Source organism: Rhodococcus erythropolis R138, assembly GCF_000696675.2.
Lineage (GTDB): Bacteria > Actinomycetota > Actinomycetes > Mycobacteriales > Mycobacteriaceae > Rhodococcus_F > Rhodococcus_F erythropolis.
Window position 1 is genome coordinate 1,624,124 of sequence record NZ_CP007255.1, and the last position, 25,764, is coordinate 1,649,887.

At 61.5% G+C, this 25,764-nt stretch carries 21 protein-coding genes and 1 pseudogene; 15 read left to right on the top strand and 7 right to left on the bottom strand.

Going from position 1 to position 25,764, the window contains the following annotated elements; all coding sequences use genetic code 11:
* Window positions 1-5: 5 nt before the first annotated feature.
* A complete protein-coding gene (locus tag H351_RS07605; RefSeq protein ID WP_019745344.1) occupies window positions 6-1,175 on the bottom strand; it encodes an acyl-CoA dehydrogenase family protein in 1,170 nt (389 codons plus the stop codon).
* 235 nt (window positions 1,176-1,410) lie between these two features.
* On the opposite strand from H351_RS07605, the gene H351_RS07610 reads away from it, so the two are divergent.
* The 6 genes from H351_RS07610 (at window position 1,411) to H351_RS07635 (ending at window position 11,274) form a co-directional block, all read left to right on the top strand.
* On the top strand, window positions 1,411-6,057 hold the full coding sequence (locus H351_RS07610; protein WP_244891458.1) for an NAD-glutamate dehydrogenase: 4,647 nt from the start codon (window positions 1,411-1,413) through the stop codon (window positions 6,055-6,057).
* A 109-nt stretch (window positions 6,058-6,166) separates the two neighbouring features.
* On the top strand, window positions 6,167-6,922 hold the full coding sequence (hutC, locus tag H351_RS07615) for a histidine utilization repressor (protein ID WP_024487384.1): 756 nt from the start codon (window positions 6,167-6,169) through the stop codon (window positions 6,920-6,922).
* 217 nt (window positions 6,923-7,139) lie between these two features.
* Window positions 7,140-8,534: a serine hydrolase domain-containing protein gene (locus H351_RS07620; protein ID WP_244891459.1), complete on the top strand. Its 1,395-nt coding sequence runs from the start codon at window positions 7,140-7,142 to the stop codon at window positions 8,532-8,534.
* Between the two features lie 98 nt (window positions 8,535-8,632).
* Entirely contained in the window at window positions 8,633-9,712 is a 1,080-nt protein-coding gene (locus H351_RS07625) for a dipeptidase (RefSeq protein WP_029256279.1), read from the top strand.
* Window positions 9,713-9,744: 32 nt separating this feature from the next.
* On the top strand, window positions 9,745-10,680 hold the full coding sequence (locus H351_RS07630) for an alpha/beta fold hydrolase (protein WP_029256278.1): 936 nt from the start codon (window positions 9,745-9,747) through the stop codon (window positions 10,678-10,680).
* A gap of 87 nt (window positions 10,681-10,767) precedes the next feature.
* Complete coding sequence (locus H351_RS07635) at window positions 10,768-11,274, top strand: ClbS/DfsB family four-helix bundle protein (RefSeq protein WP_029256277.1); 507 nt, start codon at window positions 10,768-10,770, stop codon at window positions 11,272-11,274.
* On the opposite strand, the gene H351_RS07640 is transcribed toward H351_RS07635, so the two are convergent.
* Window positions 11,265-11,843 carry a GNAT family N-acetyltransferase gene (locus tag H351_RS07640; RefSeq protein ID WP_019745338.1) on the bottom strand — a complete coding sequence of 193 codons (579 nt, stop codon included), beginning with the start codon at window positions 11,841-11,843 and terminating at the stop codon, window positions 11,265-11,267. The genes H351_RS07635 and H351_RS07640 overlap by 10 nt on opposite strands.
* 289 nt (window positions 11,844-12,132) lie before the next feature.
* On the opposite strand from H351_RS07640, the pseudogene H351_RS07645 reads away from it, so the two are divergent.
* A pseudogene (locus H351_RS07645) lies at window positions 12,133-12,853 on the top strand (SDR family NAD(P)-dependent oxidoreductase).
* Between the two features lies 1 nt (window position 12,854).
* On the opposite strand, the gene H351_RS07650 reads toward H351_RS07645, so the two are convergent.
* From H351_RS07650 to H351_RS07665, 4 genes are read right to left on the bottom strand one after another with little or no spacing between them, the layout of a single operon-like run.
* Complete coding sequence (locus H351_RS07650) at window positions 12,855-13,313, bottom strand: nuclear transport factor 2 family protein (RefSeq protein WP_021331968.1); 459 nt, start codon at window positions 13,311-13,313, stop codon at window positions 12,855-12,857.
* A 51-nt stretch (window positions 13,314-13,364) separates the two neighbouring features.
* Window positions 13,365-14,153, bottom strand: a complete 789-nt coding sequence (locus H351_RS07655; protein WP_029256276.1) for an SDR family NAD(P)-dependent oxidoreductase — start codon at window positions 14,151-14,153, stop codon at window positions 13,365-13,367.
* A gap of 30 nt (window positions 14,154-14,183) precedes the next feature.
* Complete coding sequence (locus tag H351_RS07660; RefSeq protein WP_019745334.1) at window positions 14,184-14,480, bottom strand: hypothetical protein; 297 nt, start codon at window positions 14,478-14,480, stop codon at window positions 14,184-14,186.
* Window positions 14,458-15,621 carry a 3-ketosteroid-9-alpha-monooxygenase, oxygenase component gene (locus tag H351_RS07665; RefSeq protein WP_019745333.1) on the bottom strand — a complete coding sequence of 388 codons (1,164 nt, stop codon included), beginning with the start codon at window positions 15,619-15,621 and terminating at the stop codon, window positions 14,458-14,460. The genes H351_RS07660 and H351_RS07665 overlap by 23 nt, the downstream gene beginning before the upstream one ends.
* A 237-nt stretch (window positions 15,622-15,858) precedes the next feature.
* Between H351_RS07665 and hsaA the strand changes: the two genes are divergently transcribed.
* The 7 genes from hsaA (at window position 15,859) to H351_RS07700 (ending at window position 23,319) form a co-directional block, all read left to right on the top strand.
* Entirely contained in the window at window positions 15,859-17,025 is a 1,167-nt protein-coding gene (hsaA, locus tag H351_RS07670; RefSeq protein WP_020970820.1) for a 3-hydroxy-9,10-secoandrosta-1,3,5(10)-triene-9,17-dione monooxygenase oxygenase subunit, read from the top strand.
* Between the two features lie 38 nt (window positions 17,026-17,063).
* The gene (locus H351_RS07675) at window positions 17,064-18,356 is read left to right on the top strand and encodes a type I glutamate--ammonia ligase (protein WP_029256275.1); all 1,293 of its coding nucleotides are present in this window, start codon (window positions 17,064-17,066) and stop codon (window positions 18,354-18,356) included.
* A gap of 65 nt (window positions 18,357-18,421) precedes the next feature.
* Window positions 18,422-18,781, top strand: coding sequence for an ArsR/SmtB family transcription factor (locus tag H351_RS07680; protein WP_003940373.1), 360 nt, complete (start codon window positions 18,422-18,424; stop codon window positions 18,779-18,781).
* Window positions 18,774-19,235, top strand: a complete 462-nt coding sequence (locus H351_RS07685) for an SRPBCC family protein (protein WP_020970817.1) — start codon at window positions 18,774-18,776, stop codon at window positions 19,233-19,235. The genes H351_RS07680 and H351_RS07685 overlap by 8 nt, the downstream gene beginning before the upstream one ends.
* 82 nt (window positions 19,236-19,317) lie before the next feature.
* A complete protein-coding gene (locus H351_RS07690) occupies window positions 19,318-20,199 on the top strand; it encodes an SMP-30/gluconolactonase/LRE family protein (protein WP_029256274.1) in 882 nt (293 codons plus the stop codon).
* Window position 20,200: 1 nt separating this feature from the next.
* On the top strand, window positions 20,201-21,217 hold the full coding sequence (locus tag H351_RS07695; RefSeq protein ID WP_029256273.1) for a TIGR03617 family F420-dependent LLM class oxidoreductase: 1,017 nt from the start codon (window positions 20,201-20,203) through the stop codon (window positions 21,215-21,217).
* 191 nt (window positions 21,218-21,408) lie between these two features.
* Window positions 21,409-23,319 carry an alkyl/aryl-sulfatase gene (locus tag H351_RS07700; protein ID WP_029256272.1) on the top strand — a complete coding sequence of 637 codons (1,911 nt, stop codon included), beginning with the start codon at window positions 21,409-21,411 and terminating at the stop codon, window positions 23,317-23,319.
* A gap of 74 nt (window positions 23,320-23,393) precedes the next feature.
* Here H351_RS07700 and H351_RS07705 read toward each other — a convergent pair whose 3' ends face one another.
* Window positions 23,394-24,926: an FAD-dependent oxidoreductase gene (locus tag H351_RS07705; protein ID WP_029256271.1), complete on the bottom strand. Its 1,533-nt coding sequence runs from the start codon at window positions 24,924-24,926 to the stop codon at window positions 23,394-23,396.
* A 153-nt stretch (window positions 24,927-25,079) separates the two neighbouring features.
* Here H351_RS07705 and H351_RS07710 point away from each other — a divergent pair, with 153 nt between their 5' ends.
* Window positions 25,080-25,706 (top strand): TetR/AcrR family transcriptional regulator, encoded by a 627-nt coding sequence (locus H351_RS07710; RefSeq protein ID WP_019745323.1) that lies wholly within the window; start codon window positions 25,080-25,082, stop codon window positions 25,704-25,706.
* The last annotated feature ends 58 nt before the right edge of the window (window positions 25,707-25,764 follow it).

Below are 25,764 nucleotides of genomic sequence, written 5' to 3' on the forward strand. Positions count from 1 at the left end.
GCCTTTCAGAAATCGGTGGAACGCGGCGACGGAGCATTGCCGGCAATGGTGAGCAATTGGATCTGCGAGGTGCCCTCGAAGATGCGGAGAATGCGGCAATCGCGGTACAGGCGTTCGATTTCCGATTCGCGCATGAAACCTGCGCCGCCATGGATCTGTACGGTTTGATCGACGATCGAGAAGCAGGCCTCGGTGGCGACGTACTTCGAAATCGATGCGGCGCGGCGGATGTCCTGACCGGCATCCTTGACGTCGGCGGCCCAGTCTGCGGTGACGCGTGATGCGACCAGTTGCGCGTCGCAGCCACCGAGGAGTAGCTGGATTGCCTGGAAGTCGAAGATCGGCGTGCCGAACTGCTTTCGCTCCGTTGCGTACTCGCGTCCCAGTTCCCAAGCGCGCAAAGCGATGCCGTTTGCCATTGCCGCTACGTCGATGCGTGCTCGGTTCAGGGCGGTCAAGGCGATGTTGCCGCCGCGACCTTCGGTGCCGATCACCGAGTCGAGCGGCAGCACGACGTCGTCGAGGTAGACGGTGTATGTCGGAGCCGAACGAATTCCCATCTTGTCCTGCGGCTCCGAGTAACTGATTCCCGGAGTGCCCTTGGGGACGACGAAGGCGGTAATGCCGCGGAATCCTGCGCTCGGGTCCGTCTTGGCGAAGAGCACGACCAGGTCGGCTTCCTTCGCGTTGGAGATGTACGTCTTGGATCCGGAGAGATGCCAGCCGTCGTCCTCGCGTCGAGCGACGGTACGCATCGAGGCGATGTCGGAGCCGGCGTCGGGTTCGGTGAGTGCAAATCCGGCCAGCAGTTCGCCCGACGCGAGCTGGGGCAACCAGCGGTGCTTCTGCTCTTCGGAACCGCCGACGAGAATCGGCTCGAGGCCCAGGTAGTGCGCGGTGTAAATCGATGCCAGTGCGGCGTCGGTGCGTGCAACTTCTTCGATGGCGACCAGTTGGGTTCGTGTCGACAGGCCCAGACCGCCGAATTCCTCCGGCACGGAAATGCCCATGAGGTCCTGCTGTCCGAGGCGCTTGACCAGCTGCGCCGGGAACTCTTTGGATTCGTCGCGTGCGGCTGCTCCGGGTTGGATCTCGGCGTTGGCGAAGGCTCGGACGGTGCTGCGGAACTCAGCGAGATCAACGCTGTCGATGTCGTGCGCGGTCTGGGTGGTCACGGGGGGCTCCTTCGAAGCGAGGTAGTTCACGAATTTCATCTAATGGAATCTAATTGCCACTAGTTGGCACGACTGACTATGGCTGAGGGTGGCGAATTTGTCCAGGGGTGGAGCTGTTGTGTCGCGGCTCACGTTCTGCAATGATCAACTTGTCTAAACCTGTATAGACAAGTTGATCGCGGATCGAACCCACTACAAGTCGGAAGCAGCGTGGCTTTCGGCGGAAGGTGCTGACATGAGCCTCGTTTCAGTCGACACGACACCGGACTCCGAGAATGTGAGGAGGGTGTGCAGTAGGTATTTCGAGGGCTTGTCGGCTGATCGATACGCGGCGCTCGCCGAAGACCGCAAGCTTGCGATGGTCGCCGCGCACATGGATCTTTCGCGCCGACGGGGACACAACTCGTCGATCTCGAGACTCGCGCCGGCCGGGGAGCTGGGGGACGGGCCGGCAATTCAATACGTCGGCGACGACATGCCGCAGCTCGTCGAAGCGGTTCTGGCGACACTTGCCCGCGCGCGCATGGAGCCGGAATTCGTGGTGCACCCAGTGCTTCGCACAGTCGTGCAACCGGCGCACAGCACTGAAGACACCCGGGTCGGGGAGCGTGCCGAATCATGGATCCACATAGGACTACCCGCACATTGTTCGGACGCGCAGGCGCAGGTGATCGCTGATGACGTCGCCGGAATCCTCGACCGTATCGCGCGTGCCTTCCGCGATACCTCGCCCCTGCGGGATCTCGTCGACGAGGCGCGCGGGCAACTGGCCTCGGGCGGTCACGCCGAAGAAGCTGACTTCCTCCAGTGGTGCAGTGCCGGAAACTTCAGTGTCGTCGGCGGTGCGCGAACAATCGACAGGCACGAGCCGTACACCCTCGGCGTGCTCCCCGATCCAACCGGCTCTTCGGATTCGAAGGCGGTGCCCCTCGCGATCGGAGTGGTGTACCTCGGGCAAGGGTTCGGTGGATCCGCATACGCCACAGAGATCGACGTGTCAGTCGGTGACCGTGAATACCGATTCATCGGGTCCTTCACCTCGACCGGACTTGTCGCAGACGTCAGGCGGACCCCGCTCGTGCGAGGGCGCGTCGCAGACATCTTCGACGCCTCCGGATCCACCGTGGATTCGTTTGTCGGACAATCGATGCTGGCGGTGATTCAGTCGATTCCGATCACAGTCCTCTTTGCCGCCGACCCGGCCCGAATTGCGGACGCACTGGACGAACTCACTTCTGTGGACGGCCGCACGTCGTTCCATCTGTTCCTGCAACCCGTGGGATGCTCTCCGACGACGGGGCAAGACCAGGAGCTGTCGGCTTTGCTGTTCGTTCCGCGCGAGAAATTCAGTACGACGATCAGAACAACGGCCGAGTCGGTACTCGCCGAGGCGCTTGGTGCCCGCACCATCGAGTTCTCCAGTCGAGTATCGGAATCTCCCTTGGCTGTCGTGCATTTCACGGCCACAGTCGGCGGCGGCGCGAACTTTGCATCGGCGCGACAAGCGCGGGAGATTCGGGATCTCGTCGTCGACGCGTGCCTGACGTGGGACGAGCGATTCGTTCTGGATGCTTCGCACTACGACGAGCAGCGCAGGCGTGCTCAGTTCGCCGAGCAAGTTCCGGTGGCATACAAGCAGGATTTCGACGCCGTCCGCGCCGCCGAGGACATGGCGGTATTCGACGGCCTCGAACTCGGAGAGGTGAGCCCACGGTTGGCCCGATCTGTCGACGGACCCGGTACTCACCGACTCGGGCTGTACGTATCGGGTGACCCGCTCTCGCTGGGCGAGGTGCTGCCCGTATTGCAGAGCCTGGGGGTCGACGTGGTCGACGAGCGTCCGTACGAGCTCGTCTCGGCAGGCTCGGAACAGTCCTGGATCTACGAGTTCACGCTCGACTATCCGAGTGCGCCGGTCGAAGGCTTCGACAACTTTGCCGCGCGGTTCGCGGCGACGTTTGCCGCGGTTCGAAACGGCTCCGCCGAGCCGGACTCGTTCAACGAACTTGTCGCGATCGCCGGACTCGGTTGGAAACAAGTAGTGGTGCTGCGGGCATACGCGGAGTTCTTGCAGCAAGCAGGATTTCCGTACAGCACCAGTCGCGTCGCCGAGGTACTTGCCGATCATCCCGAGATCGCCGCCGGTCTGTGCGAATTGTTCGAGAGCCGTTTCGATCCCGACGTCGTAGACGGAGATCGAGGTGCGCGTGCAGCAGCGGAGGTGGAAACAGCCGTGGCACAAGTGCAAGGACTCGACGCCGATCGGATCCTGCGCGCGTTGTCCGAGCTGGTCCGTAACACGTTGCGTACCAACTACTTCGTTTATGGCACCGAATCGCTCGGCGCACTCTCGTTGAAGTTCGATTCGGAGAAGCTGTCCGTATTGCCCTTCCCTCGACCGAAGTTCGAGATATTCGTGTACTCACCCGATGTAGCAGGTGTGCACCTTCGCTTCGGTACGGTTGCCCGCGGCGGCTTGCGCTGGTCGGATCGGAAAGAGGACTTCCGCACCGAGGTCCTGGGATTGGTGAAGGCGCAGGCAGTCAAGAACGCGGTCATCGTGCCTGTCGGTGCGAAGGGCGGATTTGTCGTCAAACGCCCGCCGGTTCCAGGACAGGGTGTAGACGCGGACCGAGAAGCCACGTTGGTGGCCGGGATCGAGTGCTACCGATCCTTCATTCGCGGACTACTCGATCTGACCGACAACGTCGACAAACAGAGCGGCGCCGTTGTCGCGGCGCGAAGGGTCGTTCGCCACGACGGGGACGACACTTATCTTGTTGTCGCCGCGGACAAGGGCACTGCAAAGTTTTCCGACATCGCGAACGACGTTGCCGCGCAGTACGGATTCTGGCTCGGCGACGCCTTCGCATCCGGCGGATCGGTCGGCTACGACCACAAAGCCATGGGTATCACGGCGAAGGGCGCCTGGGAGAGTGTCAAGCGGCACTTCCGGGAATTCGGCGTCGATACCCAGCACGACGACTTCACCGCGGTGGGGATCGGAGACATGAGTGGTGACGTCTTCGGCAACGGTATGTTGTGCAGCAAGCACATTCGTCTCATCGCGGCGTTCGATCATCGGCACGTGTTCGTCGACCCGAACCCGTCACCTGAGCGCTCGTACGACGAGCGATCACGTCTCTTCTCGCTCCCACGATCGTCGTGGGCCGACTACGACCCGACCTTGATCAGTGCGGGTGGCGGAGTGTGGGAACGCTCGGCGAAGCGCGTTCCGATCAGTGACGAGATGCGACAGGCACTGGGTCTCGACGCCGACGTCACCGAACTGACTCCACCGCAACTGGTTCGGGCGATTCTGCGGTCCCCGGCAGATCTCTTGTGGAACGGCGGCATCGGAACGTACGTCAAGGCCTCCGGTGAGTCCGACCTCGAAGTCGGCGACAAGAGTAATGACGCGGTTCGGGTGAACGGCAACGAAGTGCGTGCACGTGTGATCGGTGAAGGAGGCAACCTCGGCCTCACCCAAGCAGGACGGATCGAATACGCGCGTATCGGCGGACGGATCAATACAGACGCCCTCGACAATTCCGCGGGAGTCGATTGCTCCGATCACGAGGTGAACATCAAGATCCTTCTCGACTCCCTGATCAGCTCAGGCGTCGTCGCGGACTCACATCGCGACGCACTGCTCGAATCGTTGACCGATCAGGTCGCCGAACTCGTTCTTGCAGACAACCGTTCACAGAACGAACTGATGGGCACCACGCGTGCGGATGCGGGGGCAATGATCGGCGTGCACGGCAGAGTGATTTCGAACCTCGAATCTCGCGGAATCGTCGACCGCGTCATCGAAGGGTTTCCGACCCAGAAGCAGTTCGCCGCGGCCGAGAAGACGGGAACGGGGCTGACGTCGCCGGAACTCGCCACACTGATGGCCCACGTCAAACTTGATCTGAAATCCACGCTGTTGGCTGGAAGCTCGATCGACAACCAGATCTACCGCAAGGCGCTGGTGAACTACTTTCCGGAGGGCGTTCGAGATGCAGGGGGCGACGCTCTCGACCGGCACCCATTGCGGCGCGAGATCGTCGCGACCGTGCTGACGAACAACGTCATCGATCGGGGCGGCATCACCTATGCGTATCGGCTCGGTGAAGAGGTCGGCGCTGATCCGGAAGACGCGGTACGTGCCTTCACCGTGGTTTCCGAGGCGTTCGGACTGTGGAAGTTGTGGCACGACATCAGCAAAGCCTCGATCTCGACCGCCGTATCCGACGAGTTGATCCTGCTCACCAGGCGACTGCTCGACCGGGCGTCACGGTGGATGCTGACGCGTCGGCCGCAACCGCTGGCCGTCGGGGCCGAGATCAGCAGATTCGGTGATCGCATCGCGGAGGCGTCGACCGAGCTCGATGACTGGCTGGTAGGCGCAGATCAGCGGAACCTGGCTGCGCGAACGGTCCTCATCACGGACAAGGGCGCGCCGGAGAACCTGGTCAGGCGAGTGGAGATCTTGCTCGATCAGTTCGGACTGCTCGATGTGGTGGAGATCGCTGACCTCGCCGATCGCACTATCTCGGAGACCGGTGAACTCTACTTCCGGCTCGGTGAGCATGTTGGGCTCGTCCCGATGCTCAATCGAGTGTCGGCATTGAGCAAGGACGGAAAATGGAACGCATTGGCGAGGTTGTCGCTGCGGGACGAGTTGTACTCGACGGTGCGGGCCTTGACCCTCGACGTCTTGGCCGACGCGGAAGCGGGTGACTCGACAGCGGAAAAACTCTCCAGGTGGGAAGAAAGGAATGCGTCGAGAATCGAGAGGTCGACTCTCGCGCTCGCCGAGATCGAGGCATCGGGGCAACACGATCTTGCTGCGCTTTCGGTTGCGACGAGCCAATTGCGGCGCATGGTGGGCTAGGCCCGGCGCGGACGCCCGCGGATTGATCGGAAAGGTGCGCGAGACGGATAGACTTCGAAGGCCGACCGGGAGAACCGACTCGGTGGTTTTCGACGAACGGGTGGTGGCGATGGCGATTGCTGAAGTGGACGCAGAACTCGCCGTGCTGTTCAACGAGGCAGGCGGCGAGTCCGCCCCTGCGTACGAACGGGTGAAGAACCTCGTGGTCTCGCAGATCAATTCGGGGCGGTGGACCGAAGGCGATCAGCTGCCTTCGGAAAATCAACTGGTCAGTGCGCTTGGGTTGTCACGTATGACGATCAACCGAGCGCTTCGTGAACTCACCAGCGACGGTCTGATCGTGCGGATGATGGGGGTCGGTACTTTTGTCGCCGCCACGAAGACCGCGTCCCCGCTGTTCGAAGTAAAGAACATCGCCGACGAGATTCAGCGCCGCGGCCACCGTCATCGAACCGAGGTCGTGTTCGTTCGTGAGGAAGAAACCGACCACGGGCAGACGTTCCTTCGTGAATCGGTGGGCAAACGGGTGTTCCATTCGCTGATGGTGCACTTCGAGGACGAAACCCCGATTCAGGTGGAAGACCGGTTCGTGAATCCGAACGAGGCGCCCGACTATCTGCGCCAGGACTTCACCGCGATCACCCCCAACAACTACTTGAGTGACGTTGCGCCTCTGGTTCGCGGCGAGCACGTCGTGGAAGCAGTGTTAGGGAGCCCGGACGAATGCGAGCTGCTCCGCATCGATCGAGGGGAACCGTGTCTGTTGATTCGCCGCCGCACCTGGTCGGCCAACGGGTTGGTCAGTGCGGCGCGCTTGATCCACCCCGGTTCACGCAATCGCTTGGAAGGAACCTTCGAGCGCTGATCGTTTCGAGTGGCGAGTCCTGAACGCAGGCTCGTCCGATCGCACCATTTTCGGGGTCGAGTTCGGTGCAATCGACCAGGACGTGACTGCGAGCACACTGAGATCATGGGTGGACGGTTATTGCTTCCGCAACCTCACTTCCCGACGAGTGAGACCTGAGCGGATCGCAGCAACGCTGTCTACGCCACTGGCTTCCATGATCGAAGGAGTTCGACCTGTGACCGAATTGCCCAAGGACCTACTTGTCGCCCCGAAGTGGCAGGAACGCCTCGACGAACTGGCAGCCAAGCATTCGGTACCTGGCGCGCAGGTCGGTGTGATCGCGCTGGGCGAAGACGGTGCAGCGGATATCCGTGTCATCACCACCGGAGTGACGAGCCTGAACACGCGTGTCGACGTCGACGCAGACACCCTGTTCCAGTACGGATCCGCGAGCAAGATCTGGACGACGACGCTGATCATGCAGCTCGTCGACGAGGGCAAGCTGACGCTGGACACCCTGGTGGTGGAGGTGCTTCCGGAGTTCACGATCGCGGATCCTTCCAACACGAAGGAAATCACGATCCGCCAGTTGCTCACGCACACAAGCGGTATCGACGGAGACCTGTTCAACGACACCGGCGACGGCGACGACTGCGTCGAGAAGTACGTCGACGAACTCGCGACCGCGATCAGCGTCACCGAGCCCGGCGGGCATCTGAGTTACAGCAATGCAGGTTTTGCCGTTGCCGGCCGTATCGTCGAGGTTCTTCGTGAGATGACGTGGGACGAGGCGTTGGTCGAATACCTCTGGAAGCCACTCGGATTGACGCACATCATCACCAAGGCCAAGGATGCCCCGCTGTTCCGCACCGCCGTCGGTCATGTGGCGAACCCGGATCGGACGTCGCCGGACAAGGTGGTTCCGACCAAGCAGTGGCTGCTTCCGCGCGGTATCGGTCCGGCCGGGATCATCACCGGATCCGTCAGCTCGCTTCTGACCTTCGGTGCTGCACACATGCGTGACGGCCTCGCGTTGACGGGTGAACGCATCCTGTCCGAAGAATCCGCGCGTCTGATGCGCACCCCACAGTTCGACCTGACCGCGGTTTCGAGCGTCGATCAGGCCTGGGGGCTCGGCTGGATCCTGTCCGACTGGGGCGGTGTGACGTCCGCGCAGCACGGTGGTGCGACGATCGGCCAGATCACTCGTTTTCACACCTTCCCCGAGCTCGGCCTGGCCATGGCAGTTGTCACCAACTCGCGTGGTGGCGGCGCCCTGGCTCACGACATCGAGAAGGAGATCGCTCAGGAACTCGATCTCGTTCTGCCGGAGCCGAAGTCCGAACCGGATGCAGCAGACATCGATCTGTCTCACATTCTCGGGACCTATGAATCGACAACCGTTCGAATCGAACTCACGCGTGGCGACGACGGCGGATTCCAGGTTCAGAACTTCGCCAAGGTCGAGATCGACGGCGAGCCGCCGGCCCCGCCCACCAAGGTCGTGCCTCTGTCTGCTTCCCGGTTCTCGATCAGTAACGAGAGCGCTTCTGGCGAGATGGCTCACCTCACGATCGATGGCGAGGAATATCTGTACATGACACGGCTTTTCAAGAAGATTTCCGACTAGCCGCGGCGAGATGATTCTCTCCGCTGAATGAAATCTCGGGCAGGTCGAGGGCGATGAGGGCCCTCGACCTGCCCGCACTACTTTCTCGAGGAAAACTCATGTTGAAACCTCTCGCTCCTTTTCCGGACGTGAATCACCCAGCGGCACTGGATGCTTACGGCCTTGTGCCGGTCATCGACGGTCACAACGATCTGGCATGGACGGCTCGCGAAACTGCCGCATACTCGGTGGAAAATCTGGAGAAGGATTCCATATTCCAAACCGACATCGACAAACTCGGTCGCGGTGGCGTCGGTGCGCAGTTCTGGTCGGTTTACACCCCGTGTGACAGGACGGAGGCCGAGGCTGTTCAGTACACACTCGAGCAGATCGACTACGTGTACCGGATGATCGAGCGGTACCCGGATACTTTCGAATTCGCGCGCACCGGTGACGACGTGCGTCGCATCTGGAGCGAGGGCAAGGTCGCGTCATTGTTGGGTGCGGAGGGCGGTCACAGCATCGGCAGTTCGCTCGGCGTTCTGAGAATGATGGCGCGCCTTGGTCTTCGGTACATGACTCTGACGCACAACGACAACACCGGGTGGGCGGACTCCGCGACGGACACTCGAGTACACGGCGGGCTGACCGACTTCGGTCGCGAGATCGTGCGCGAAATGAACCGGCTCGGCGTGCTCGTCGACCTGTCGCACGTCTCGGTGGAAACGATGAGAGATGCCATCGAGACGTCGTCGGCGCCGGTGATCTTCAGCCATTCGTCCTGCACTCAGCTATGCGGTCACCCCCGCAATGTTCCCGACGACGTCATGAGGCTGCTCGCGGACAACGGCGGGGTCATCATGATCGCCTTTGTGCCCATGTTCCTTTCTTCCGAGTACAACGAGTGGTTCAAAGGCGGGCGGGTCGGCCCACGGCCGGCGATGACGGTGGACCATCTGGCCGATCACGTCGAGCATGCCCGAGACGTCGCGGGCATCGATCACATCGGTTTGGGTAGTGACTACGATGGGTTCGACGACTTTCCGGACGGTATGCAGGACGTATCCGGTTTCGCGGTGTTGATAGACCGTCTGGCGGAACGCGGTTGGTCCGCGGAGGACTTGGCAAAGCTGATGGGCAACAACGTGTTGCGTGTGCTCGACGAGACCAGTGCGGCCTCGATATCGAGCCTTTCCTAGCCGTATCGACGCCCGAGAAGATGAGGATGAGAATGAAGAAGATTCGTACCGTTGCACTGAAGGTGGTTGCTTCGGTGTCCGTAGTTCTGGTTGTGCTGGTATCGATAGCGCTCGTATTCAACGTCGGCTCCAGCAAGGCGAACGTTCCGACCGCGGAAACGGGCAACCAGTTCGTGTCCGTCGACGGCAAGAACATGAGCTACTCGATTCGCGGCAGCGGTGATCGGACCATCGTGCTGCTGCCCGGGTTCGGAACGTCCGCACCGATCCTCGACTTCAAATCACTCATCGACGAGCTTGCACCTGACTACCGCGTTGTCACGATCGAGCCCTTCGGCTACGGATACAGCGACGCAACCGACAAGGACCGCACGGCTGAGAACATCGTCGAAGAGATACACGAGGCTGTGCAGGCCTTGGGGATTGACGAATACATCCTCATGGGTCACTCCATCACAGGTGTTTATGCCTTGGACTACACCGCGAAGTACGGCGACGAGGTCACCGCTTTCGTGGGCATCGACAGCAGCGTCCCAGGGCAGCCGAACATGGACACCAAGTTCCCGATCGAAGTCTTCCGCGTTGCAAAGAAATTGGGCTTCTCCGACGTTCTGGCGAAACTCGGTGGCAGTGAGGAAACCGATGCCTACCTCGATGAAGCCGAGAAGGCAGAGATGAGCCGACTGGTCGCGAAGAACAACTTCAGCGACACGTATCTCAACGAAATGGATCACCTTTCCAGCAACTTCGCCGCGGCGATCGGCAAGACGTTCCCTGCCGATCTCCCGATTCTGTTGTTCGCTGTACAGAATTCCAAGGTCCAGGGCTGGACAGAGCTGCACGAAGAACAGGCAGCATCGGTCGATCATGGTGAATTGGTCTTGCTGGACGGAGACCACTACCTACACCACACCAAGTCGAAGGAGATCGCCGAGAACCTCGAAAGGTTCCTGGGCGAGCTGAACTGAAACTCGTAGGACGTTAATGTTGAATGCGGGGCCATCGAGTCGAGATGGTCCCGCTTCTTCTTTCTCTACTGATCGTTCGGAGGCATTGTGGCGCAGACCTTGTCACGTGAGGAACTGGCGAGTGCGCTGGACTCGGCGTATTCGAAACTCGACGCGTTACTCGACGGCGTCGCCGAGGCCGATGCGTTCGACGCCGTTGCCGTCGATGCGTGGACGGTGCACGACGTACTCGCTGTGCGTGTCTGGTGGGCAGAGGCCGTCGTAGAGTGGATAGGTGCCGGACTGCGAGACGAGACACCGCAGACGCCGGCTGCGGGTTACAGGTGGACGCAAACACCCGCGCTGAACCAGTCGGTGGTCGAGGCGAGTGCAGGTACCTCGGTTCGAGAGCTTCGGGATCGTTTGCGCGCGGCTGTCGCAGCGCTGCGTCGATACGTGGGAACTCTCGAAGACGATCAACTGCTGTCGGTCGGGGTTTTCTCGTGGACCCGGACGTGGCCGGTCTCGAGGTGGATCGCCGTCAACACGATCACCCAATACGCGTCGTTGTCGAAAATGATTCGGCGAGTGCTGAAGTCGAACAATCAGCCCTGAAGTCGATGCATCCGCCATACGTCCGGTCCGTCGGGGAGCGAGGTCTGGCCGACGATCGTGAAACCGAACCGTTGGTACAGCGGGAGATTTCGTTCGGTCGACGTGTCGAGCCAGCAAGCCTGTTCGGTTCGATCCAGTTCCGCCAAAGCATGTTTCAGTAGTGCAGAGCCCAATCCACTGCCCTGCGAATGCGGTGTCGTACCGATCGTTGCCAACGACCACGCGTGCTCGAGGGCGGGAAGCGCAGACAGTTGTTCGTCAGCCTGGAGAACGCGCTCGAACCGATCTCCGTGCAGTTCCACGATCTTCTCGACAGTCGCTTCATCAGGCTCCGGGGCGTCGGGCGGCAGGACTGCGATGACGCCGTTGCCTGAATCATCGATGTATGAACGTCCGAACGGTAGTGCCAGGTGTTCGAGGTAGATCCGTTGCAGAGCGGCGACCCGTTCCACGTGAGAGTCTTCGGCGACGCACCAGTTCGTCCAGGGATAGTCGGCAAAAGCCTCGCCGAGAACCTCGGCGGCACGGTCGAGGTCGTCGATGGACAGCGGTCGAACAGAATTCTGCATAGTGCCACTTCAGCACAGTGGAGTCTTCTGTCGCCACTCGATTTCGGCGGTGTAGCAGGTGCGCGGGCCGTGGTCACGTACTTGTGAGTTCATTCAAGAAAGTTGGACGCGGCTGTCGATCCTGCGTTCACTGGTAGTGATCGGGTAATCGCCGAGCTGTCAATTTCGGGCACATGAGATCCGGGTACGGCGATTCCCCGCGAAGGGAATGAATATGAACAGGCTCGAAGGCAAAAATGTAGTGATCACCGGCGCCGCCAGCGGAATCGGGCGTGCAGCAGCACAACTCATGGCGGCAGAAGGCGCCAAGGTGCTGGTCGCCGACCTCGATCCAGCGCGAGCGGAGGAAGCAGCGGCGGCGATACGCGAGACCGGCGGCACTGCGCTGGGTTTCGGCGTCGATGTCATGAACGAGGAGTCTCTGGCAGCGATGATCGAAAGGGCGGTCGCCGAATTCGGTGGCATCAACGTCTTGTGCAATCACGTGGGCGGTAGTAATCCGCGCAAGGATCTCGACCTGCTCCGGATGGACCTGGACGAGTGGGATCGCGTGATGTCGCTCAACGTCCGCAGCACTGTCGTCGCTTCACGACTTGCCATTCCGCACATGAACAGTGCCGGTGGAGGATCGATCGTCAACACGGCCTCGGTAGGTGGATTGATCGGGGATTCCCTGCAGTCTGCCTACGGATCCGCCAAAGCGGCAGTCATTCGTCTGACGCAGTACATCGCAGTCCAGTACGGAGCAAACGGTGTTCGATGCAACGCCGTAGCGCCGGGCGCGATCATGACACCCGCACTCGTGGACAACATCCCTGCTGATGTCATGCGACGGCATGAAGCAGGCAAACGCGCTGCCCTACCTCGGTGAGCCCGAAGACATCGCACACGCCATGCTCTACCTGGCCTCGGACGAATCTCGCTACATGACGGGGCAGACCTTGGTGGTCGACGGTGGACTCACCAGCAAGAGTCCACTCGCGACCGGCCGTTCGTCGATGTTGAGCTGAGTCAGCTCCGCCAACCGCTGGGGCCGGCACCCAGAACCTCGATGGATCCCTGACTGGCGTGTGAATGCTTGGTGCGGTGCGTCATTCGCCACCTTCCGTCGATTCGGGTCCACGAATCGTGGTAGTCGCCGAGGGTGAAGAAGTTCAGGTGAGCTTTGCTCCCGGTGCCCACATGCATGTCGCTGACATAGGAGCGGCTGGTGGCAATATCACCGACCACCTCGACCAGCACGTTGCCGATCAGATGTTGGGTGGGACCGCACTCGTCGAGGAACGAGCGGATGGAAGCCACTACCTCGGCAGGTCCACGAAGAGTTCCGGTTCCCAGTTCTGCCGTAGCGTCCGGAGTCATGATCCGGTGGAGTTCATCCCAGTCCCGCGCGTCCATGGCTCGGGCGAACTCGAAAATGGAGCGGGTGATCTCGCGTTCGTCGAGAAGAGTGGTGATGTCGACGCCCATGCTGTGCGCCTTTCTTAACGTCGGGGGGTTAATAAAGGCGCACAGCAGAAGTCAGCGGTTCAGCAGCTTGCGCATCGCTTCGGCAGCGCCCTTGACCATCTTGTCTCGGGGGAAGCCGCTGCGCTTCTTGGCGCCTTCGTAGTTTCCTGCAGCAACCCAGATCGGGCCGTCGGCAAGGTGTTCGAGACCTTCGCGTGCAACATCCTCGGGCTCTGCGACGTTCATGCCCGGGATGTCGAAGTTCAATCCCGCGCGAATCATGGCCGGCGTGCGAGTGACACCGAGAATGAACTCGACGACGTGAACGCCGTACGGCTGAAGTTCGAGCCACAGGCTTTCGGCGAAGATGCGACCGAAAGCTTTCGAGGCCGCGTAGATGCTCTGGTGCTCGGAGCCCATGAATCCGGCCAGCGAACCGAGCAGCATGATGCCGCCTCGTCCGCGATCCTTCATCAAACCGCCGAAGTGGTGAGAGAGTTCGAGTTGCTTGTTGATGTTCAGCTCGATGACTCCGGCGAATCCCGTCAGATCACCGGTCACGAACTCGTGGCCGTAGCTGTTGGCGCCGGCGTTGAAGATGAGCAGGCCGACCTCGACGTCGTCGGTGACAGCCTTGATCTGGTCGAGCGCGTCGGGAACCAATAGATCCAGTGCGAGAGTGCGTACTTCGACGCCGTTGGCGCGTGCCTTGGCCGCAGTCTCCTCGAGCGGCCCCGGCTTGCGGGCGATGAGAACGAGGTTGATGCCGATCTTGCTGAGCTCGTCGGCGAACCCTGCGCCGACACCTTCGGAACCGCCGGCGATGGCTGCCCACGGGCCGTAGTACTGGGGATCGATCATTACTACCTTCTTCGAAAGATGTTGGCTCGGCTAGTGAAACGGAGCGGGTACTGGTTCGCTGTCGTCGACGATCGGCTGAGGCACCGGCTCGTCGTTGAGAATCTCGAGCTTGCCGGCCGTTGCAGCGTTCACGATGGACGCGATCAAGGCGCCGCACTCCTTGCGGGGAGCACCGGGTCGTCCTTCTCGCTGCCCGAATTCACGGTCGTCGGCGATTTCGAGGCACTGGGCGCGGGCCTGGTCACTCCACTGAACGGTGGTGTGTTCCCAACTGTTCTTCTGGACCAGGACCTGCGCCTTGCACTCAGCGCACTGAAGAGGCTGCATCTTCGTCTGCCTTCTTCGCAGCGAGGTTGTCTTCGACTTCCTTCTGCCAGGCGGCGACGGGTCGCGCGGTGTCGAGTTCGAATTCGAAGCGTTCGGTCATCTCGGGAGCAATGTCCGCGACGTCGACGTAGAACTGTTCGTACCAGCGGCGGAGCTGGTAGACCGGGCCATCCTCTTCGCACAGGAGCGGGTTCTCGATGCGAGTCTTGTTCTTCCAGATCTCGACGTCCTGCTCGAAGCCCTTGGCGATGAACGTGCCGAAGTTCGCGGCCATCGCGTCGGCGGCTTCACCCTGGAAGCGATCGGACTTCTTGACGATGATGCCGTACTGGAGCACGAACTTGTCAGCGCTGACCGGGTAGTGGCAGTTGATGAGCACAGAGTCGACGTTGTAGTCCTCGTACTCGTAGGTCAGGTCGTCGACCATGAAGGAGGGGCCGAAGTACGTGGCAACCGAGTTGCTGCCGACCATCTTCGGGGTGCCTGCTGCGTGGGGACGCATATCGGAGCGAGCGACGCCGCGCATGTACTGCGTTGCGGCGTGGCCTTCGAAGACGTTCTTGAAGTACGTCGGGAAGGAGTAGTGCACGTAGAAGAAGTGCGCCATGTCGACGATGTTGTCGACAATTTCACGACAGTTGGTGTCGACGGTCGTGGTGTACCAGACCCAGTCGCTCCACTCGTCGCTGAGCGCGCCTTCGATACGGGGGATGGCTACGTCGTCGGTCGGCGGGTTGCCCTCGGGGTCGTGCCAGACGAAGAGCATGCCGTCCTGGTCGAGGGTCTGCCATGCGCGCGTCTTGGCCAGCGGGGGCACGCGGCGTGCATACGGAATCTTCTGGCACTTGCCGTTGCCGCCCCAGCGCCAATCGTGGAACGGACAGGCAATGGCGTCGCCCTTGATGGTGCCCTGGCTCAGGTCGCCACCCATGTGACGGCAGTACGCGTCGAGGATCTTGACGTTGCCTTCACTGTCGGCGAAGACGACGAGCTTGGTGCCGAACGCCTCGATGGAGTGCGGCTGGCCGTCCTTGAAGGACTCCGTGAGCCCAATGCAGTGCCATCCACGTGCAAAGCGAGTAGGCGCGGTTCCAGCTTGGATCTCGCGAACTTCGTCGTTGTCGGACTGATTGATCGTCACGATGAGTCCCGTCCTTTCCAGGGTCAGTGTCGACGCCCGACGCTAGGGGAGCGTGAATTACCGCTGGGGCCTCGTCTCACTGGCCGGGACCAGCGGCGAGCGCAAGGATCCGGCGGCTGATCCCGGCCTCCGGGACTTCCGATCATCGGAACGCGTGACCGACATATCGTGACGGGGCAGCCGTTATGTCTATCTGCCGATCCGCTCCCTCACGGTTCGGTGCGAGGAGTGTCTTCCATGGTCAACAAGGTTCTGAGCTCAGTCCGTGATCTGCTTCCGAAGATCGCGGCCCGCGCTCAGAAGGTCGACGATTCGCGCAAGATCTCCGAACGGACCATCCGGGAGCTTTCCGAAGCCGGCGTCTTCTCCATGCTGGCGCCGAAGAGATATGGGGGCGCCGAGAGCGACCCGGTCCACTTCTACGAAGTGGTCAGGGCAATCTCCGCTGCCTGTGGTTCGACCGGTTGGGTCGCGTCGGTGGTGGGAGTGCACCCGTGGCATCTGGCGCTTTTCGACGACCAGGCACAGGCAGACGTGTGGGGAGAGGATCAGACGACGCTCATCTCGTCCGCGTACGCTCCGGTCGGTCGACTGACGGCGGTGGACGGTGGTTACGAACTGTCGGGCCAGTGGGGCTTCTCTTCCGGCTGTGATCACGCGAGTTGGGCATTGCTGGGCGCGATGGTGGTCGGGATGGACGGCCGGCCGGTCGATTTCATGACGGTGTTGGTGCCGCGTACGGATTACGAGATCCGAGATGTCTGGGATGTCGTGGGGATGCGCGGCACCGCGAGCAACGAGATCGTGGTCGACAAGGCCTTTGTGCCCGAGCACCGATTGAAGCGCAACTACGAGACCGCACAACTTCGCGGCCCAGGCCAAGCAGTCAATCCTGGTCCGCTGTACAAGCTTCCGTTCGGGAGTATCTTCACCTCGACGGTCGCGGCTCCGTGTGTGGGCATCGTCGCCGGTTGTTACGAGGGGTACCTGGACGTGATGCGTGAGCGGGTCCGTCTGAGCTTGGGTGGTGGGAGGTTCAGTGAGGACCAGTTCGCTCAGGTTGCCGTCGCGCGTGCGTCGTCGGAGATCGATGCCGCGATTCTGCAGATGGATCGCAATATCCGGGAGATGTACGAACTTGCTGTCGCCGGCAAGGAGCTTCCGCTCTCGATGAGGCTGCGCGCGCGTCGTGATCAGGTTCGCGCGACGGAACGTTCGGTGGAGGCGATCGACATGCTGTTCAAGACGGCAGGCGGGAACTCCCTCTCTCGCGGAAACCCGATCGAGCGTGCGTGGCGAGACGTTCATGCGGGCAGCGTTCACGTTGCCAACGAACCCGAGCGCGCGTTGGCGCTGTACGGCCGGGCGGCGTTCGGACTGCCGGTGGAGGACAACCTGATCTGACCGGTTGGCGCGCCGCCGAGTGGGGTATTTGCCTCTGGATGAGGGAAGTTCCGGCGCTGACTATCGGCTCGATCGTGGACATGGCGGGTGTCGCGCGGGCGAAAGTGATGCCGGCAGGCCGAAGCGGTGTCTTCGAGGAAGTCGGTGCGGGGGTCTCGCCGAGTTGGAATGTTTTCTGCAGCGACGATCGGATTGCCTTCACCGATTCCTTTTCCGTCGTGGGTGATCTCCGGTTGCGTATCGACCGCTCCGACCTCCGCGATCTCGGCGAGGGTGTGTCGTGGGCGCCGGCCACTTTGTACGAGCAAGACGGTTCGACGGCTGCTGTGTGCACTCGGTCCGCACTCACTGCCGTCGTGGCGCGGCTTGCTGCCGACGGACTGGAAGCTCGGGTGGGTCACGAGATCGAATTCACTCTTTTCGGTGATGCGTGCGACGGAGCGTGGTCGGCGTACGGGTTAGGTGCAGTCCTTCGCCGCGAGGACTTCCTCAAGGACCTTCTGCGCAATGCCGAACGCGCACAACTTCATATCGAGCAAGTTCATGCGGAGTACGGACCGGATCAATTCGAGATCTCCATCGCTCCGGCAACTCCCGTTCAGGCCGCCGATCTTGTGGTGCTGGCCCGGATCTTGATCAGCCGCACTGCCAGAGCCCATGGATTGGCGGCATCGTTTTCACCGATACCTACGATCGGAGGTGCAGGGAACGGTGCACACCAGCACTTTTCGTTGATCTCAGGTGGGCGGCCCGTCTTCTCCGGTGGTGGTCAGGACTACGGGATGACCGACGAAGGATCATCAGCTTTGGGTGGAATCCTTTCTCACCTCACGGAATTCACGGCCGCCTTTGCTTCCTCGCCGCTCTCCGGCCTCAGGCTGCGTCCGGACAATTGGTCGGGGGCCTACGTCTGTTGGGGGCTCGAGAACCGGGAAGCGGCACTGAGGTTCTGCACGGAGTCACCGTCGAATCCACACGGCGCCAACGCCGAAGTCAAGATCATCGATCCATCGGCCAATCCGTATCTGGCCACCGCTGCGGTACTCGGTCTTTCGCAGATCGGTATCGACAATGCCGCGCCATTGCCGCCTGAAATCGTGGTGAACCCGTCGACTCTCACAGAGGCGGAACGTGATGAGCGCGGGGTGACCCGAGTCCCCACCGATCTCGGCGAGATCGTGCAGAAGTTCAACTCCTCCTCGGTGGCGAGGGAAATCTTCGGGGAGTCGATCATCGAAGCGATGGTGTCCGTGAAGGGAGCTGAGCAGGAGACGTTCTCCCAGATGGACGAGGCGACAACCGTCGAGAGGCTTCGATACACCTGGAGTTGAAGGGGTTGACGCTTAAGATCGTGAGTTCTATGTTTAAGCTATTCCTTAATTAAGGAGTTGCTTACATGGACGAGCGAAGTGGTCGACTCGATGCAGTATTCAGCGCACTGGCCGACCCGACGAGGCGTGAAATGCTCTCTCGCCTGACGGATGGTTCGATGACCGTCGGTGAGTTGGCCGAGCCGTTCGAGATGAGTCGGCCCGCCATCTCGCAGCATCTGAAGGTGCTCGAGCGAGCCGGTCTCATCGAACGAACCGCCACCGCGCAATGGCGCACGTGCACCCTTCGCGCGGAGGGTCTCGACGACGCCAGCGCCTGGGTCGACGAACACCGGCGCGGTTGGAACGAACGCTTCGACCTCCTCGACGAGCGTCTACGTGAGCTGAAGCAACGTCGACCGAAGAAGGAGAAGGACAATGAGTGACCAGAATGCCGATGCCACCGCAGAATTCACCATCACCCGGATCTTCGATGCGCCGCGTGACCTTGTCTGGCAAGCGTGGACCGATCCCGACGAGGCGGCGCGGTGGTGGCACCCTGAGGGTGTCAGCAGCCCTCGGGAGCACGTCACGATCGACCCCAGAGTTGGCGGAACGTACCGCTACCTGATGATCAACGACGAGAATGGTGCCGAGTTTCCCACCGGTGGAACCTATCTCGAGGTCGACGAGCCGAAGAAGCTAGTCTTCACCTGGGGGAATCCAGGAGATTCGGTGGACACCGCGCCTCGAATCACGGTCACGCTCGCAGATCGGGGAGACAAGACCGAGATGACATTCCATCTGGTCGGGATCCCGGGTTTCAAGGGCGACGGCAACGTCTACGACGGGTGGGAATCCGCGTTCGACGTGCTGGACAAGGTATACCGCGGCGAGTAGTCGGGAATCGGACACCGCCACCGGGGCACCGGTGATTGAATGGAGTGAACACACCATTCAATCACCGACGTGGGAGAGCCTGATGGCACCAGAGGTTGCGGTAGTTCTCGAGGGATATACCTACTTCGAATGCCCGCGCTGGCACGAGGACCGAATTTGGGTGTCGGACTTCTATACCTACCAGGTGATTTCGGCCCGTGAGGACGGGACCGACGTACGCGTCGAGGCGGAGATTCCAGGGCAGCCGTCCGGGTTGGGGTGGCTTCCGGACGGCAGATTACTGGTCGTCTCCATGCGGGACCAGAAGATTCTGCGGCGAGAATTCGATGGCGATTTGGTGGTGCACGCAGACTTGTCCGGGTACGTGAGTGCCAACGTCAACGACATGCTGGTCGACGCGCAGGGACGAGCGTACGTGGGCAACTTCGGGTTCGACCTGATGAACCTGGCCCCCGTCGAGACGGCAGATCTCCTCCGCGTCGACCCGGACGGATCGGTGCACGTCGTGGCGCGAGATCTCCACTTCCCCAACGGGATGGCTCTGGCGTCGACCGGAGATCTGCTCGTGGACGAAACGCTGGGAAATCGAATCAGTGCGTTTGCCGTCCAGCCCGACGGCTCTCTGGGCGAACGCCGTGATTGGGCGTCGTTCGGGCCGGTACCTGGTGGACCCGAGATGGAGACCACCCTCGCTGAGATCATCGTTGCGCCCGACGGATGTTGCATCGACGGAGACGATTCGATGTGGGTGGCCGACGCACTCGGAAGTCGAATTCTCCACGTCGACCCGTCTGGCAAGACAATCGATGAAATTGCCTTCGACAGCGGCGTCTTCGCTTGCGGGCTCGGCGGTTCCGACGGTCGTACGCTGTTCGTCTGTGCCGCCCCGGACTTCAACGAACACGCTCGCAAGGTGGCAACAGAAGGAAAGCTGCTGTCGATTCGTCTGGAGCCTTTGGGCTGACATGGAATTGGTGACCTCGCTACCTGCCGACACTCCGCTGCGGCAGGTGGCTCAGCACGTCGAACGCATCGAGAACCTCGGTTTCGACACGGTGCACATCTCCGAGACCATTCGCGACCCCTTTGCCGTGGCGGCACTGGCCGTCGAGCACAGCAGTACTCTCACTGTCCGGACGTCGATGGTTGTCGCGTTTGCGCGCAGTCCCATGGTGACGGCTTTGGCTGCCTGGGATCTTGCAGGTTTCTCGGGTGGGCGATTTCAACTGGGGCTCGCAACGCAGGTGCGCGGGAACATCGTCGGGCGGTACTCGATGCCGTGGACCAATCCTGTTGCACAACTGCGCGATTACGTCAGTGCTGTAAGGGAGATATTTCAAGCGTTCCTGACGGGCGGCGAACTCGACTATGCCGGCTCGCACTACACCTTCAACCGACTGCAGCCCTACTTCAATCCGGGGCCGCTCGACGTTCCAGCTCCCGAGATCTGGACCGGGGGAGTGAACTCCCGCATGTGCTCACTGGCAGGAGCCGTCGCCGACGGCTTTGTTGCTCACCCCACCAGCTCCCATCCGAAGGTGCTCGCGGAGAGGATCATTCCATCATTGACGGCAGGAGGAAGGAAGCCGCGGCTGATTGCCGTTCCGAATACGATCACCGGCAAAGATCGTGCCGCGATACTTGCTCGACGAGAAGCGGTACGCAGTGAACTGGCCTTTCTCTACTCCACACCGGCATATCGAACCGCGCTCGAGGTTCTCGGCTTGGCGGGGATCGGCGAGAAGCTGACTGCGATGGCACGAACGGGTGATTGGGCTCGACTACCAGCTGTGCTCACGGACGATGTTCTCGACATCTTGGTCACGCAATGCACCTACGCCGAACTCCCCGGGGTGCTGAGTTCGAAATACGCGAGTCTCTGCGACGGCATTGCACTGGCAGTGCCGGCGGATCCCGCCGACGACCGCGCCTTCGCAGCGATGTGTGAGGAGATTCGAGCCGCCGCAGCGTCCGCCAAGTGACTTCCTTCAAGTGGCGTCTGCTCGATGCGATCCCCGGCCACCTGGGGTTCAGCCGCGATCTCATCTGCCACGGGTGATGTGCAAATACCGCGAGACCGCCAGATTGACTGGACAGGGTTCCGCGTGAGGTCACGTCCGATGGCATCGCGTTCTTGCGTGGACGAGGACATAAGGACCGGAGGAGAGTGCTCATGGGTGCTGAGACCAAGCCTGCAACACCGTTCACCGTCGAGGTCAATCGCGCGGCAGTCGACGACTATCCCATGTCTGACCGGGAGGATTTCGGCGACGCGGACCGCGGGTTCATCGCCGGGTGGGAGAACGATCAGGTCTTCAACGACGAGGGCGATCTGATTCACGACGGTCAACCTCTCGAGTACATCACCGATGACAAGCAAGCGCCTGACTCTGTGAACCCCAGTCTGTGGCGGCAGTCGCAGTTGGTGAGGCGCTGCGGGCTCTACAAGGTTGTCGACGGGCTGTACCAAGTCAGGTTCGCGGTTAACCTGACCATTGTCGATGCGCCGGACGGACTGGTCATCATCGACACCACCACCAGCGCTGATCTAGCCAAAGCAGGCCTGGAACTCTTCCGCCGTGAACTCGGCAACAACAAGCCGATCGTCGCGATCATCTATACCCACACGCATTTCGACCACTACGCCGGCGTCAAGGGCCTCGTCGACGAAGCAGACGTGGTGTCCGGCAAGATTCCGATCGTCGCGCCTGGAACCATCGAGTCTTTCAACAAGTTTGCGATCGGCGAGAACGTCATCACCGGCAATGCGATGTCGCGGCGGATGGGGTACACCTTCGGTTTGATTCTGCCCCAATGTGATTGTGGTCTGGTGACCGTCGGTCTGGGATCAGGCGCCGACGGGATGAACATCCACATGACCTACATTCCGCCCACTGACGGCATCACCAAGACCGGTGAGGTACGCAATCTCGGCGGGTGGGACTTCGAGTTCCTCTACGCTCCCGACACCGAAGCGCCGGAGGAGATGCATATCTGGATCCCGGCCATCAAAGCGCTCACCTGTGCCGAGAACGCCAATCACTCGATGCACAACATCCAGACGATCCGAGGCGCACGCACCCGAGATGCGCGCAACTTCGCCAGATACCTGGATGAGACTTTGGTGCGGTGGGGCGACGAGGTCGAAGTTCACCACGGTCCGCACACGTGGCCGGTGTGGGGGAACGCCACGGTGGTGGAATTCCTTGAATCACAACGGGATATGTACAAGTTCATTCACGACCAGGCGCTAAGGTTCGCGAACCAGGGCTACACGCCGCTCGAAGCTGCGGAGGTCGTCCGGCTACCGGAAGCCATCGGACAGAAGTGGTACAACCGCTACTACCACGGCGGACTGCACCACAACGTCCGCGCGGTCTTCCACAAGGAGCTGGGATTCTGGGACGGTGACCCGGCGACGATCTTGCCGTTGCTGCCCGAGGATCATGCCAAGCGGCACGTCGACCTGATCGGGCGAGAGAAGATACTTGCCGAGGGGCGCAGTGCTTTTGAAGCGGGCGACTATCGGTGGGCGGTGCAGCTACTCCATCACCTGGTCTTCGCCGATCCTGACGACGAGGAAGCAAAGAACCTGCAGGCCGACGCCTACGAGCAACTCGGATACCAGCAGGAAGTCCCGCAGTATCGGTCGATCTTCCTCGCCACCGCAATGGAATTGCGCAACGGCGTCACAGGTGCCGGTCAAGTCAACACCGACAGCACGGACACGATTTTGTCGATGCCGATCGATCTGCTCTTCGACTATGCGGGAGTGCATCTCATCGCGGAGAAGGCGGACGACGTCGACATTTCGATCAACTTCAGTTTTGCTGACACAAAACAGGATTGGAACATGTGGATTCGACGGGCAGTTCTCAACGCGCGTTCGGGCCGCGCCCCTGACGCGCAACTGACCCTGACCGGTCCCAAGCCGTTGCTTGCCGGCATCCTTCTCCAACCAGGAAAGGCCTCTGCCATCCTCGACACCGGAAAAGTCACGTCCGACGGTGATGTTTCGGCGCTGACTCGCTTCGCCGACATCATGGACACGTTCGATCCGAATTTCAACATAGCGACGCCGTGAGAAAGATTGTGGGGCAGCCGATTGCGATATCGGCTGTCCCACGATCTGTTGCCACGGAGTGTGATTGAACTGTGTTACTTCGCCATGTCCTGAGCTGCTCGGTACGAGAAGACCATGGCCGTGCCGAGTGGAACTCCGGGGCCGGGGTAGAAGCGGCCGCTCAGTGACGCGCTCGTGTTGCCTGCGGCGTACAGGCCGTCGATGGCGCTGCCGTCAGCACGCAGGACTCGGCCGTTGACGTCGGTGACCAATCCGCCCTTGGTGCCGAGGTCACTGAGGACGATGCGGGCCGCGTAGAACGGACCGTTCTCGATGGCCGTCAGTGCCGCATTCGCGCCGCCGTTGGGTGGGCAGAAGAACGCGTCGTACGGGTCTTCGCCGCGATGGAACTCTTCGTCGACGCCCAGTTTTGCGGCATCGTTGAACTTTTCGACAGTGCTGCGCAATGCGTCGGCCGGTAGTCCGGTCTTGGCAGCGAGTTCTTCGAGAGTGTCGGCACCGACCCACGTTCCGGCTTCGAGGTGCTTGGCGGGCGCCGTGTTCGGGATGCAGATGGCGGGCAGTCCGCCACTCTCGCGCGAGTCGAAGATCATGAACGACGGCACGGCAGAACCGTTGTCGTCGTGAGCATCCATGGCTCGTCCGAACTGGTCGTACGGAAGCGACTCGTTGAGGTAGCGCTCACCGGCGCTGTCGACGACGAGCCCACCGCGAACGCCGACCATGAAGGCGGCGCTGCCGTCGGGCTGCTCGACGCCGGGGCAGAACCACGCCTGATCGAGCAAGGCTGTTGCGCCGCCGACGGCAATTCCGGCGGAGATCGCGTCGCCGGTGTTGGCGCCGAAGGGGCCCATGCTCCAGATCGCCTTGCCTGGGGTGCCGGCCTGCTCACGCATCTCGGCGTTGCCTTCGATGCCGCCTGCTGCCATCAGGACACCGCGGTTCGCCTTGATTCGCTGGGTTTCGCCGCCGGATTCCACCTCGGCGCCGACAACACGGCCGTCTTCGACGATCAGGGAGGTGAGGACGGATTCGGTGCGAAGTTCTGCCTTGCCGGTGCTCTGAACTGCGGCCAGCAGACGGCCGATCAGTGCGCGCCCACCGATCATCGGGCCGGGAGCATGATCCTGACCGGTGCGGTCTTGGTCCAGTTCCGGACGCACCTTGCCGGCGAGGTCACCGATGTCGGCGGGATCGAGATCGAGAGGGTTGATGGAGCGTCCCGTGTCCATCCGGCCTTCGGCTTTGTAGTAGTCGGGGAACGCACGGAACTCGAATTCGATGTTCGGGTTCTGCTCGAGTAGCGCGACGACAGCGGGAGCGGTCTCGACGTAGGCGTCCTGGCGCTCGGACTCGGCGTCACCGAGCAACGCGCGCAGATAGGTGCGGGCATTCTCGGTCGAGTCGGGAAGTCCGGCGCGTTCCTGTACCTGGGTACCTGGGAGCCAGATCGAGGCACCCGAGTAGGCGGAGGTCCCGCCGAAACGATCGGTTTTCTCGAGGACGATCGTCGTCAATCCCTGAGCAGCGGCGGTATATGCGCCGGTCAGCGCTCCGCCGCCGGAGCCGACTACCAACACGTCGCACTCGCTGGTCCAGTCCTGCATCATTGCGTCCTTACTCCAAGAGGGTGGGGTGTCCACGGAATACCGCACGGCACTGGAAGGCCATGCCAGGTCCCACTGAGCGGGCAATATGCCGAGATGGGTGGTCCAGGTGAGAGAATTAGCGCGGTCGTTCGCGGCCGGGACACATAATCGATGATGGGGGCGACGTTGCCGAGAATTGCCGAGGTCAGGGACGCTGCTGAGCCCAGTTCGGACGAGCAGCGGGCGCGCCATGTGCGGATGCTGGAAGCGGCCGCCGAATTGGGGACCGAGAAAGAACTCTCGCGGGTTCAGATGCACGAAGTCGCCAAGCGGGCAGGCGTGGCCATCGGCACTCTCTACCGTTATTTCCCTTCGAAGACGCACCTCTTCGTTGCTGTGATGGTCGAGCAGATCGATCAGATCGGCGACAGTTTTGCCAAGCATCAGGTGCAGTCGGCCAATCCGCAGGACGCCGTGTACGAGGTCCTGGTGCGCGCGACTCGCGGGTTACTGCGTCGGCCGGCCCTTTCGACTGCGATGCTGCAGTCGTCCAGTACCGCCAACGTCGCGACGGTGCCGGACGTGGGCAAGATCGATCGCGGCTTCCGGCAGATCATCCTCGATGCGGCCGGGATCGAGAACCCGACCGAGGAAGACAACACCGGGTTGCGTCTGCTGATGCAGCTGTGGTTCGGGGTCATCCAATCGTGCCTCAACGGTCGAATTTCCATCCCGGATGCGGAGTACGACATCCGCAAGGGGTGCGACCTGCTTCTGGTGAATCTCTCACGACACTGACGTGACCTCGCCCCTTCTCGGGGTGGGTTCGTCATGTCCTCAAAATTGAAATCAATTC

Excerpts from the sequence above, each read along its gene's own strand:
- H351_RS07630 (WP_029256278.1), top strand. The coding sequence starts at position 9,745 with ATGAAGAAGATTCGTACCGTTGCACTGAAGGTGGTTGCTTCGGTGTCC.
- H351_RS07685 (WP_020970817.1), top strand. The coding sequence starts at position 18,774 with ATGAGTGACCAGAATGCCGATGCCACCGCAGAATTCACCATCACCCGG.
- H351_RS07695 (WP_029256273.1), top strand. The coding sequence starts at position 20,201 with ATGGAATTGGTGACCTCGCTACCTGCCGACACTCCGCTGCGGCAGGTG.
- H351_RS07705 (WP_029256271.1), bottom strand. The coding sequence starts at position 24,926 with ATGCAGGACTGGACCAGCGAGTGCGACGTGTTGGTAGTCGGCTCCGGC.
- H351_RS07710 (WP_019745323.1), top strand. The coding sequence starts at position 25,080 with ATGATGGGGGCGACGTTGCCGAGAATTGCCGAGGTCAGGGACGCTGCT.
- H351_RS07610 (WP_244891458.1), top strand. The coding sequence starts at position 1,411 with ATGAGCCTCGTTTCAGTCGACACGACACCGGACTCCGAGAATGTGAGG.
- hutC (WP_024487384.1), top strand. The coding sequence starts at position 6,167 with ATGGCGATTGCTGAAGTGGACGCAGAACTCGCCGTGCTGTTCAACGAG.
- H351_RS07660 (WP_019745334.1), bottom strand. The coding sequence starts at position 14,480 with ATGCAGCCTCTTCAGTGCGCTGAGTGCAAGGCGCAGGTCCTGGTCCAG.
- H351_RS07700 (WP_029256272.1), top strand. The coding sequence starts at position 21,409 with ATGGGTGCTGAGACCAAGCCTGCAACACCGTTCACCGTCGAGGTCAAT.
- H351_RS07680 (WP_003940373.1), top strand. The coding sequence starts at position 18,422 with ATGGACGAGCGAAGTGGTCGACTCGATGCAGTATTCAGCGCACTGGCC.
- hsaA (WP_020970820.1), top strand. The coding sequence starts at position 15,859 with ATGGTCAACAAGGTTCTGAGCTCAGTCCGTGATCTGCTTCCGAAGATC.
- H351_RS07655 (WP_029256276.1), bottom strand. The coding sequence starts at position 14,153 with ATGATCGATCCCCAGTACTACGGCCCGTGGGCAGCCATCGCCGGCGGT.
- H351_RS07625 (WP_029256279.1), top strand. The coding sequence starts at position 8,633 with ATGTTGAAACCTCTCGCTCCTTTTCCGGACGTGAATCACCCAGCGGCA.
- H351_RS07690 (WP_029256274.1), top strand. The coding sequence starts at position 19,318 with ATGGCACCAGAGGTTGCGGTAGTTCTCGAGGGATATACCTACTTCGAA.
- H351_RS07650 (WP_021331968.1), bottom strand. The coding sequence starts at position 13,313 with ATGGGCGTCGACATCACCACTCTTCTCGACGAACGCGAGATCACCCGC.
- H351_RS07675 (WP_029256275.1), top strand. The coding sequence starts at position 17,064 with ATGAGGGAAGTTCCGGCGCTGACTATCGGCTCGATCGTGGACATGGCG.
- H351_RS07640 (WP_019745338.1), bottom strand. The coding sequence starts at position 11,843 with ATGCAGAATTCTGTTCGACCGCTGTCCATCGACGACCTCGACCGTGCC.